At 55.6% G+C, this 9,200-nt stretch carries 10 protein-coding genes; 1 reads left to right on the top strand and 9 read right to left on the bottom strand.

All coding sequences use genetic code 11. The features are described 5' to 3' along the window. Positions 1-1,152: M56 family metallopeptidase (locus TY09_RS16820; protein ID WP_147584735.1), on the top strand; the 1,152-nt coding region annotated here is incomplete at its 5' end. Between the two features lie 207 nt (positions 1,153-1,359). Here TY09_RS16820 and TY09_RS16815 read toward each other — a convergent pair. From TY09_RS16815 to TY09_RS16775, 9 genes are all read right to left on the bottom strand, one after another. Further along, a complete protein-coding gene (locus tag TY09_RS16815) occupies positions 1,360-3,417 on the bottom strand; it encodes a bifunctional diguanylate cyclase/phosphodiesterase (protein WP_042436773.1) in 2,058 nt (685 codons plus the stop codon). 8 nt (positions 3,418-3,425) lie between these two features. Further along, positions 3,426-3,638, bottom strand: coding sequence for a FeoA family protein (locus tag TY09_RS16810; protein ID WP_009063384.1), 213 nt, complete (start codon positions 3,636-3,638; stop codon positions 3,426-3,428). A gap of 355 nt (positions 3,639-3,993) precedes the next feature. Then, a complete protein-coding gene (gene hflX, locus TY09_RS16805; protein WP_042436769.1) occupies positions 3,994-5,262 on the bottom strand; it encodes a GTPase HflX in 1,269 nt (422 codons plus the stop codon). Between the two features lie 93 nt (positions 5,263-5,355). Further along, a complete protein-coding gene (locus TY09_RS16800) occupies positions 5,356-5,829 on the bottom strand; it encodes a hypothetical protein (RefSeq protein WP_042436766.1) in 474 nt (157 codons plus the stop codon). 25 nt (positions 5,830-5,854) lie between these two features. Further along, positions 5,855-6,421 (bottom strand): hypothetical protein, encoded by a 567-nt coding sequence (locus tag TY09_RS16795; protein WP_042436763.1) that lies wholly within the window; start codon positions 6,419-6,421, stop codon positions 5,855-5,857. Between the two features lies 1 nt (position 6,422). Next, complete coding sequence (locus tag TY09_RS16790; protein WP_042436760.1) at positions 6,423-7,496, bottom strand: baseplate J/gp47 family protein; 1,074 nt, start codon at positions 7,494-7,496, stop codon at positions 6,423-6,425. A 4-nt stretch (positions 7,497-7,500) separates the two neighbouring features. Next, positions 7,501-7,860: a GPW/gp25 family protein gene (locus TY09_RS16785; RefSeq protein ID WP_042436757.1), complete on the bottom strand. Its 360-nt coding sequence runs from the start codon at positions 7,858-7,860 to the stop codon at positions 7,501-7,503. Next, the gene (locus TY09_RS16780; RefSeq protein WP_042436754.1) at positions 7,860-8,210 is read right to left on the bottom strand and encodes a hypothetical protein; all 351 of its coding nucleotides are present in this window, start codon (positions 8,208-8,210) and stop codon (positions 7,860-7,862) included. Before TY09_RS16780 ends, TY09_RS16785 begins: the two co-directional genes overlap by 1 nt. Positions 8,211-8,223: 13 nt before the next feature. Then, positions 8,224-9,200 (bottom strand): hypothetical protein (locus tag TY09_RS16775; RefSeq protein WP_242841525.1); only part of this gene is annotated, 977 nt, incomplete at its 5' end.

Below are 9,200 nucleotides of genomic sequence, written 5' to 3'. Positions count from 1 at the left end.
GCCGTGACGGCGGCCGGAGAAGCTGTGAACGCTTTGACCGCCGTGCCTTTCTGGTGGGCGCCCGCGGCAATTTGGGCTGCAGGCGCTGCGGGCATCCTGTTATATCATACTCTGCGACATATCCGCTTTATGAGCATGGTGCGCCGGTGGAGTGAGCCTGTAACCGATCTGGAATCCCTGGGGATTTTAGATGGCTTAAAATCGGAGCTGAAAATAAAGGCGCCGATCCGCCTCAGCGTATGCCAAAGTATCACAAGCCCGGTACTTGTCGGACTTTTCTGTCCCGCCATTTTACTGCCGCCTGTCGGAATTCCAGAGGAGAAACTATCTCTCATTCTCAAGCATGAGCTGGTGCATTTCAAACGGCACGACCTTTGGTATAAGACGCTGGTGTTGGCAGCATCGATCCTTCATTGGTTCAATCCCGTCATCTACCTGATGGCTAGGTCGACGGCGGCGCAATGTGAAATTTCCTGCGACGCACTGGTGCTAGACGGCGCGGATTCCCAGCAGCGCAGGCAGTACGGCGAAATGATTCTGGATGTTGTCCGGAATAACGCGAAGCTTACAACCGCATTCTCAACTGGTTTCTACGGAGGGAAACAAAGTATGAAAAATCGTATTTCCGCAATCATGGACTCAAAAAAGAAGAAAGCAGGTCTTATGATCCTGTGCGTTGTATTGGTTGCCGTCATCACTGCCGGCGCGGCATTGGCCGCAAATCAAAAGCCCTCGGATTCCTCCGCTTCTGAGTCCGACAAACAGGAGGTCGTATCTCTTGTGGAAGGTTTCGGCGGAGCGCTGAAGATGGTTTCGCTTACAGCTCCTACGGAAATCGCGGCGAAAAGCATAGAGGAACAGTATGCCCAATATGTCACACCGGAACTTTTGGCTGCGTGGAAGGCCGACCCACAGAGCGCGCCCGGACGCAGAGTCTCCAGCCCTTGGCCTGACCGGATCGAGATCACGGAAATCACGCCCTCCGGCAAGGGAGAATACACCGTGTCCGGGAAGATCGTCGAGGTTATAAACACCGGAGTCTTTGCAAAAAATCCGGTGACGCTGCAAGTGACAAAGCAGGATAACCGGTGGCTGATCTCCGGCGTAACGGTTCAGGAGGAAAGCACCACAGAATCAACAGTTTCCGAATAAAAAAGGCACTCCGCCCTGCTGCCCTGCCGCTGTTTTCCCCCAAAAGGACGCGAGCCGCTGCCAAAAGCCCGCATTTTTGCAGCAGGCCCAGCGGACAGAATTCCTGCACTTATTTCTCACAATCCTTTCAAAAACCCAGAACAGCCTGCTTCCTCAGACTTTGAGAAGGCAGGCTGTTTTAATAAGCTTAGTTTTCTTAGGAATCCATCAGGAAGAAAGCGGTAAATCAGACTGCCGGAGCCTCGGGAACCCCGAATCCCGGATTTTCAGTTCTTCTATGGGGAACGGCTTATAAAAATAATACCCCTGAATCATATCGCACATTGATCGTTCCAGCAGCTCTACATGCTCGGCTGTTTCGGCCCCTTCACAGACGATAGGGATATGGAACCCCTTTACCATCTGAATCAGCTGAAGAAGAATATAGGTTTCTTTTTTCCCGTTGCAGTCCCTTAAAAAGGCCCGGTCAAATTTAATCTCATCAAAGGGCATGCTCTGAAGCGCTTTTAAAGAAGAATACCCGCTGCCGAAGTCGTCCATAGAAACCCGGTAGCCCAGCTTATGCAGCTCGCAAATAAACAGGCGCGCATTGTCGATCTCTTGGATATAAGCTGTTTCCGTCAGCTCAAACAGGAGCAGCGAGGTGGAAACGGGCCATTTTTCGCGAAGCTTCTGGAGCCGACGGATAAAACTGTCTACGTCCAGAAGATGAATCCGGGAAACATTCACCGATACAGGAACGTGTTTCTCCCCCGCGGCCTCCTTTTGATGCAGGTAAGCGAACACCTTTTCGTACACGTAAAAGTCCAGATCGATCACATCACCGGTCTGCTCCAGCACGGGGATAAACTCATCCGGGTAAAAGAACAAGCCATTTGGCCGCTGCCAGCGCACAAGCGCCTCGGCGCCGCAAATTCTTCTTTCACGGCACAGCACTTGAGGCTGAACATAAATTTTAAATTCGTCTTGTTCCAGCGCACTGCGGAACAAACAGAGAATCTCTGAACGTCTTTTTTCTCTCTGGCTGAGTTCCTCGCAGTACACAAATACACTGTGAAAAGAGCTTTTGGCAAATTTATGCGCATAGATGACCCTGTTGAGCATCCCGTCAACGGGTTCGCCGGAATCTGAGATGAAATAGATGCCGCTTCGCACGATCAGGCGGCTTCCCTTATAGGTTTCACTCATGGAATCAGAAAAACGCGTGCTCCAGCTTTGCACCAGCTCAACACTTTGGCCCTCTGTTTTGTGGGAGGTATCGACCAGACATGCAAAATGGTCGGAATACATGCGGCAGGCAAACAGGAAGCAGGACTGCCTGGCAAGCTGCTGGGCAAACTGATTTAAAATCCGGTTGCCCTCCTGATGGCCGTATACATCGTTGAAATACCCGAAATGACAGATGTCTGAATACACAATCGCCAGATGTACCTCTTCCCCGCAGGTTTGCAGCACATTTTCAAGGGCAGATACAAACTCGTCGTAATCATAGTGTACCGGCGCTTTTTCCCCTGTCGCCGCTCCGGCCCGCCTGGCCCTTGGCGCTCTGCCGGGCCAGGCTGGGGCCAAATCAACGGACTTCATCTTCTTTTTATTTTCGTACATCTTTTTATCCGCTTCCTTGAGCAGATCGTCCATCAGGTAATAATGCTCTTTGGTGCTGATCGCAAACCCGCACGCGTAGCTGATCGGTATCCCCTGCGCCCGGTTAAAATGGCCGGTCAGCTCTTCGATCCGTTTCAGATAAGACTTCATCATCGCTTCGGTGCAGTTTTCAATGATCGCGACAAATTCATCCCCGCCGAATCGCGCAAGAAAATACTCTTTATTGGAAGCCTGACGCAGCAGAAGGACAAAATTCTGAATCAGCTTGTCCCCCTCCTCGTGTCCCCAATCATCGTTCACCTGCTTCAGATTGTTGAGATCGAACATGACAAAGCCGATGTTCAGCGTGCTGTCCTTGTTGTCCAGCAGGTTCATTCGCTCCATGCAGGCATTCTTGTTCATGATGCCCGTGCTGTCGATGTAGGCCTTCCGCTTGACACCGCGGTTGATCTCTTCGCCGGAGAGGAGTATCGTGATCGCAACCACAGCGAGAATCAGCGTAATGCTCTGGCTGGCCCGCGCGCGGAAATACACAGCGGAGCCAAGAGACAATCCTCTGACACCGGAATACCCTGTCAGATTGTAAACCTGCACGGCGCCGATCAAAACAATGATCACCGCACACAAATAGAGCAAAAAAACATTATACCTGTTTTTCATTGGGTCTCCTATCTGATAATCACTCTTTTGGCCATCTCCCTGCCGATTCCGATTCGCGAGCCCTTTACATTCACAAGAAAATAGTCATTGAACTTAGACACAACCACAATCGCCGTGCCCGCAATAAACCCAAGGGATTCCAGATAATGCTTTATTTTCTCACTGCCGCAGATGCGCACAATGGTGTATGAAGTCCCTGTTTCGGCTAAAAGCAAAGGCATAGTATTCCCCCAACAAGCCATTGTTAGTATTAACTAACTTTGACTTTTATCTTATCACGCGGACTTTTAAAATACAAGTATCAGACGTGCGAAATCGCGCGAAACGCCGCTTCTCTTGTCAATCAGACACGCCCGCCGAAAAACAGGCCGGCCCACAAAAATCATAAAAAATAAGACGACGAACGCAGCAAAGGCAGGAGGATTTCCATTGTATGTAACTGGGCTTTGCAGAGACCGACGCAGTAAGTAAAATAATAAAACCAAGTTTCGGCTGTGCAGCTTTTCAAACGGCCTGAAACGTCAAAAAGCCCGGGGAACAAATTGTTCCCCGGGCTTTCATCCTCAATACTATAAATCAGTCCTCCGGCTTGTCGGAATCGACCAGATAGCGCGAAAGCTGTTCCAGAAGCTCCGGCCCCACCCGCGCAACAATTCTCAGACCATGCTCTGTGAATTCTTCCTCCTGCAATGCACCGTCCTTGCGCACGCGGGCAGCCAGGCCGCTTTCTGCAAAAGGGAGAAGCGCCTCTACCTGTACGGTACGAACCGGCAGATTGCGCTCGATCGTTTCGAGCAGCTCGTCGATGCCCGCCCCCGTAACTGCGCTGATGCGCACGGCGTTGCCGATCATGGGTACGGCGCCGAGCTCCGGAACCAGGTCGCACTTGTTGAGCACCGGAATGACCGGGCGGTCTTTCCAGCCCAGCTCCGCCAATAGGGCGCGCGTCACTTCCAGGTGAGTCTGCGCTTCGGGACTGGATGCATCACACACGTTCAGAATCAAATCCGCCAGGGCGGCCTGCTCAAGCGTAGAGCGAAACGCATTGACCAGATGGTGCGGCAGCCTGCGTACAAAGCCGACCGTATCGATCAACATCACGGTAACGCCGCTGGGCAGCTTTAAAGCCCGGGCCGTGGGGTCGAGCGTTGCGAACAGCTGATCTTTCGCCAGAACGCCCGCCTGTGTCAGGTAGTTCATCAGCGTGCTTTTCCCGGCGTTCGTGTAGCCGACGAGCGCAACGGTGATCACTCCGTCCTTCTGGCGGCGGCGGTTGATCTGCTCGCGGTGTTTTTCCACCTCTTCCAGCTGCTCTTTCAGGCCCTCGATCCTGCGGCGGATGTGCCGGCGATCGGTCTCAAGCTTCGTTTCGCCGGGGCCGCGCGTACCGATTCCACCGCCAAGACGCGACATCGCGATGCCCTTGCCGCTCAGGCGCGGCAGCAGATAGCGAAGCTGGGCAAGCTCAACCTGGAGCTTGCCCTCTTTTGATTTTGCCCGGGCGGCAAAAATATCGAGGATCAGCATCGTGCGGTCGATCACGCGCACCTTTGTCAGCTCATCCAGATTGCGGATCTGGGTAGGCGAAAGCTCGCAGTCAAAAATGAGCAAATCAATTTCGTAGCGTGTGCAGTAATCGGCAATATCCTCGGCCATGCCAGAGCCAACACATGTTGCGGAGTCAGGCGAAGGGCGCTTCTGCACCATCGAGCCAAACGGTTCCGCGCCCGCGCTCCGTGTGAGCTCGTACAGCTCCGCCATTGAGGCCTCTACGTCGTATTCTCCTGTATCTACCGCCACCAAAAGCGCACGCTCGGGGCGAACTTCATTTTCAAACAATTCCATGGTAAGCTCCTATCCGCAGCCCGGAAAATGATCCCATTCCGGGAATGATTTGTACCTTATCATAGTATAAAAACGCCGGTTCGTCAATCACCGTTACCGCAGAGCCAGGTAAACGTACTGCCCGTAAAGCTTGTTCAGATTCAGCATCACACCGCCCGCCTCGGGAGTGGTTTTGCTCTGCTGAAAGGTCACCCTGTTCCCGCTGACAGCCACACCCTGGGTATTGCCCCACGGTGTGGCGATCCCGCTGTTTACCACTATATAGCTGCCGGAAGCGCTGTAATCGGCCAGCGGTTTTTCTTTTGAAAACACAAATACAAGCTTCGGTTCAAAATCGAGCGTAATCGAAGCCTCTTCAGTCCCTGTCCCCGCACGGCTGCCCGCTACTAGACCGTCGCTGAGTTTCAGCCGGTCGGCCTCGGTCAGATGCAGCACCATATCTGCCAGGTGCCCGCTGATCACCGTATCCAGAATCGTATTATCCTGTACAAAATCCTCTCGCCGGGGCTTATCGGTGTCTACCCAGCTATTTAGCCCCAGCTGGGACGTTTTATTCGTGGACGGCATTCTGATTCCCTCCCAGTTGTTTCCATCATTCCAGCTCTCGAATCTGCTCCCAGGTGTATCCGGGCTCCTCGAGCTGCTGAAATGTTTTTTCCGTTTCCTGCAGATAGGCCCAAGTCACTTTTCCGAAATCAAAAATGATTTCCAGATGGGCGGGCAGAAAGCGCAGCGCAGACTGCTTTAAACGGTACCGCGTTACCTGCTGATCCAGCACTTCATAGCAAATGACATACAGCTTCTGTTCACGAGGAGCCTCCCAAAGCTCTGCGCGCAGTCCTATGGAAAACAGCGCGCGCTCCACGCTCTCTTTGGTATTGTCGTTCACCGTCACCGCGCCGCGGTACAAAAGCATTTCTCGCCGCAGCTCCAGCGGCAGATCGGTGCGCTCTGAACCAAAAGCAAGCTCCCGCATCGCAAGACCCAATCCCTCGGCCGTTTCGACAAACGCTTCCTGCGTCAGGCTTTCGAGCGCCTGATAGACCAGATCAAGCCCTTCGGCCGCGGCGGAAAGCTCCGCCTCCACCCGGCTTTCGCCGTCCATTCGGTACAACCGGAGCGGCAAGAGCTTTTCCCGCATGGAATCCATCGCCCTCATGCTATACCACGCTCCCCATCTGCTGCACATACACCGGGTCGGGCACCGCCAGCTGCGAAATCTCCATCTTTTTATCCTTGGTCAAGGTCTCGTCAAAATGATAATTGCGAACCAGCCCGGTGTCGATCAATCGCCTGCCGAGCTGCGCCAGAATGACGGATTCCCCGACGGAAAGCTGATCGAAATACGACTGGATCACCTCGAGGGTTTGGCTGGTGGCCGCCGCAAGGGTGCACCCCGGCGCGGGATCGATGTACACGGAAATTGGGAACCCCACCAGCTCCGGCGGGTGCACCGTTACCTCTACGTTTACCTCGCGCAGGCTGTTCAGCTCTGATTGTATTTTCGTCAGCAAAGCCTGCGGCGGGGCTGCGCCCCGGCCCGCGGCGTAGATGGCGACGGTTCCGCTGCCGTCTGCTCTGGGCAGAACGCTTGCGGACTGAATCCCATCGTACTGCACCACATAACTGCGGTAAAATTCCGCGTTGGTGCCGTTTGGCAGCACCTCATAGCTTTTCAGCAGGCGCTTGCGCAGCTCCTCGTCGGTTTCCTCATCGGCGCCGCCGGTAAAGGCCTGCGGATTTGCCACAGTCTCCACGCCCGCGGGGGGCGTAAGCAAAAGCGTCACAGTTCCCGCCGCTGCGTTGGATTCTTTGCCCCCCTGCTGCGATACCGCCGGCCCCTGCGCCGTCTGCGCACCGGCTGGGAGCGTGATATCCTGCGTTGTTTCAAAGCGCGGGCCGGCCTCGCCCGAAACGGCGCAGACCGTGCCTTTCGGGATCAGCACATCATACGGCAGGGTGCCGGAGCGCCCGAATACCAGCATTCCGGAGGAAGGCGTCGCGCTTTTGCGCGAAAGTCCGCGCTGTGCGGCGTGCATCATCAGGTATTCCCCCTGCGCCGTCTGCGGGAACATCTGATTTTTCAGCCATTCTACTCCGTTCAGCAGGGAATAGACTTCGCCCGCCAGCACTTTAAGCCGGATTCCCAAATCAGACGCATCATCCGCGGAAAAACCCGCCAGTTCCTGAAAGGTTTGCTGCATCCGCTCCAAAACAGAGCCGTAACTTTCCATTGGATTACCCCTCCTGTCCTGTCAGTTCCAGCGAAATGGTGCCCGGGCCAAAGAAAGTGGAAAGCTCCGCCGCAAGGCGCGCGCGTCCCCCGCCGAGAGGTGTGCAGGCGACCTGCTCCACCGAAACCCCCGGCAGCGCCGCCAGTGCTTCCTCCACAAGCTCGCGCGCCCTCGCGCTCAAATCCGCGCCGGACATCACCAGCGTGTGCAGCCTGCTGCCGAGCCCCGGGTCATACGAAAAGCTGCCGCGCGGCACCGTAAGACGGATCAAAGCCCGCTGCAGCAGCTCTTCTCTGCCGCTGACGGAACCCGGCAGGCCGTTCATCCCAACCGCAAAATCGCCCTGACCAAGCCTGATGTCCATTACGATCCCCCCGCAGCGGAAAAGGTCTGGCCGTTGATGACCACCTCGCCGGAATTTTTCAGGCAGATTCGCGCCCCACCGGCAGAAAAGAGCAGAAGCTCGCCGGGCTCAAGCCCTCCGGCCTCTACAATGGTACCGGCGCAAACCGGGTTTTCCGCTCCGCCAAGGATCACCGCCCTTGCCCCTGCCGGCGGCAGATACGCGATTCCCCAGGGAGCCGCGAGCGCAAGACGGCGGTATTCGGTTTCTCCCTGCGCGGCGATACGGGCGTCCTGCCCGCCCGTCACCTCACCGGATGCCACCGCGCTTTCCACAGCGCGTGAAGCAGCCATTTTCTCCGAAATCCACATCCTGTTTCCTCCTTTACTCTGCGGCCCGCCGCAGCGTGACAGTGCAGAGCATCCCGCCGATGTCCAGCTCATACTCCACGCTCCACACTCTGAGTCCTGCTGCCCGGCCAAGCAATCTGTCGCTGATCTCCGCGTTTCTTCCCAGCTGCACATCGGGCCAGCCGGGTAATATCAGCGTGTATTCCAGCGACTTGTGCCGCGCGTTTGCAAGAACCTGCTTCGCACTGACCGCCGAGGAAGCACTCAGGCAGCGCCTGCGGCGAATGCCGTCGCGCTGCGCCTGTTCATCCGTGAGTGAAACGGTATACCGCTCATCCTTGGCCGAGCGAACCAGAAGCTCGCTGATTCTCTCATATTCCCTGCGCGTTCTGGTCAGGGAAAGATACGTCAGCCCCCGCACGGAATCTCCAAACCAAAGTATACCGCTCTCTTCCGATTCGCCGACGGTCAGCTCGTCCCCCTCCTGCAAAACGGGAGAAGCGCTCCACGCCCGGCGGCAAAAGCTTTCGAGCACCTGCCATTCACTCATGCCCTTTGTTACCGTAAACTCACCTATTTTTTCCGTACTGCTTGGTACCCGATACCGCAAAAATCCATATGGCGCGGCATGGCGGGCAAACACGGTAGAAAACGGCGGAGAGTAATACGTCTGCGGCACCGCCTCGTTGTCGAGCAGCAGCGCCGCAAGGCTGCGCCCCTCGACGCGCAAAAAGGCTCCTTTGGGTGAAATCTTCTCCTGCTGTACGTCCACGGGGCCGAAAAATATGATTCTCTCCCCATCCGAAACCCGCAAGCGGTACAGAGGGGGCAGAACGCCCCAGGGAAATTCCCCCACCAGTTCGTCCGCGGGCGCTTCCGCACCACGGCTGATGTGAACGGATAGCGGCGTGCCAAGGGAACAGACCTCCCCTTGTGCCGTGATTCCCTCGAACTTCACGGAATCACCACCCTCTCGCCTTCGCGCAGATAGTTCGGCCAGCGGATCGCCGG

It is taken from the genome of Faecalispora jeddahensis (genome assembly GCF_000577335.1).
GTDB classification, from domain to species: Bacteria; Bacillota; Clostridia; order Oscillospirales; family Acutalibacteraceae; genus Faecalispora; species Faecalispora jeddahensis.
The sequence above is the reverse complement of the archived record's forward strand: the minus strand, read 5'-3'. Positions and strand labels throughout refer to the sequence as shown.

Coding starts and splice junctions, on each gene's coding strand:
- hflX (WP_042436769.1), bottom strand. CDS start 5,262: ATGGAATTGTTTGAAAATGAAGTTCGCCCCGAGCGTGCGCTTTTGGTG.
- TY09_RS16795 (WP_042436763.1), bottom strand. CDS start 6,421: ATGAGGGCGATGGATTCCATGCGGGAAAAGCTCTTGCCGCTCCGGTTG.
- TY09_RS16800 (WP_042436766.1), bottom strand. CDS start 5,829: ATGCCGTCCACGAATAAAACGTCCCAGCTGGGGCTAAATAGCTGGGTA.
- TY09_RS16790 (WP_042436760.1), bottom strand. CDS start 7,496: ATGGAAAGTTACGGCTCTGTTTTGGAGCGGATGCAGCAAACCTTTCAG.
- TY09_RS16815 (WP_042436773.1), bottom strand. CDS start 3,417: ATGAAAAACAGGTATAATGTTTTTTTGCTCTATTTGTGTGCGGTGATC.
- TY09_RS16810 (WP_009063384.1), bottom strand. CDS start 3,638: ATGCCTTTGCTTTTAGCCGAAACAGGGACTTCATACACCATTGTGCGC.
- TY09_RS16785 (WP_042436757.1), bottom strand. CDS start 7,860: ATGGACATCAGGCTTGGTCAGGGCGATTTTGCGGTTGGGATGAACGGC.
- TY09_RS16780 (WP_042436754.1), bottom strand. CDS start 8,210: ATGTGGATTTCGGAGAAAATGGCTGCTTCACGCGCTGTGGAAAGCGCG.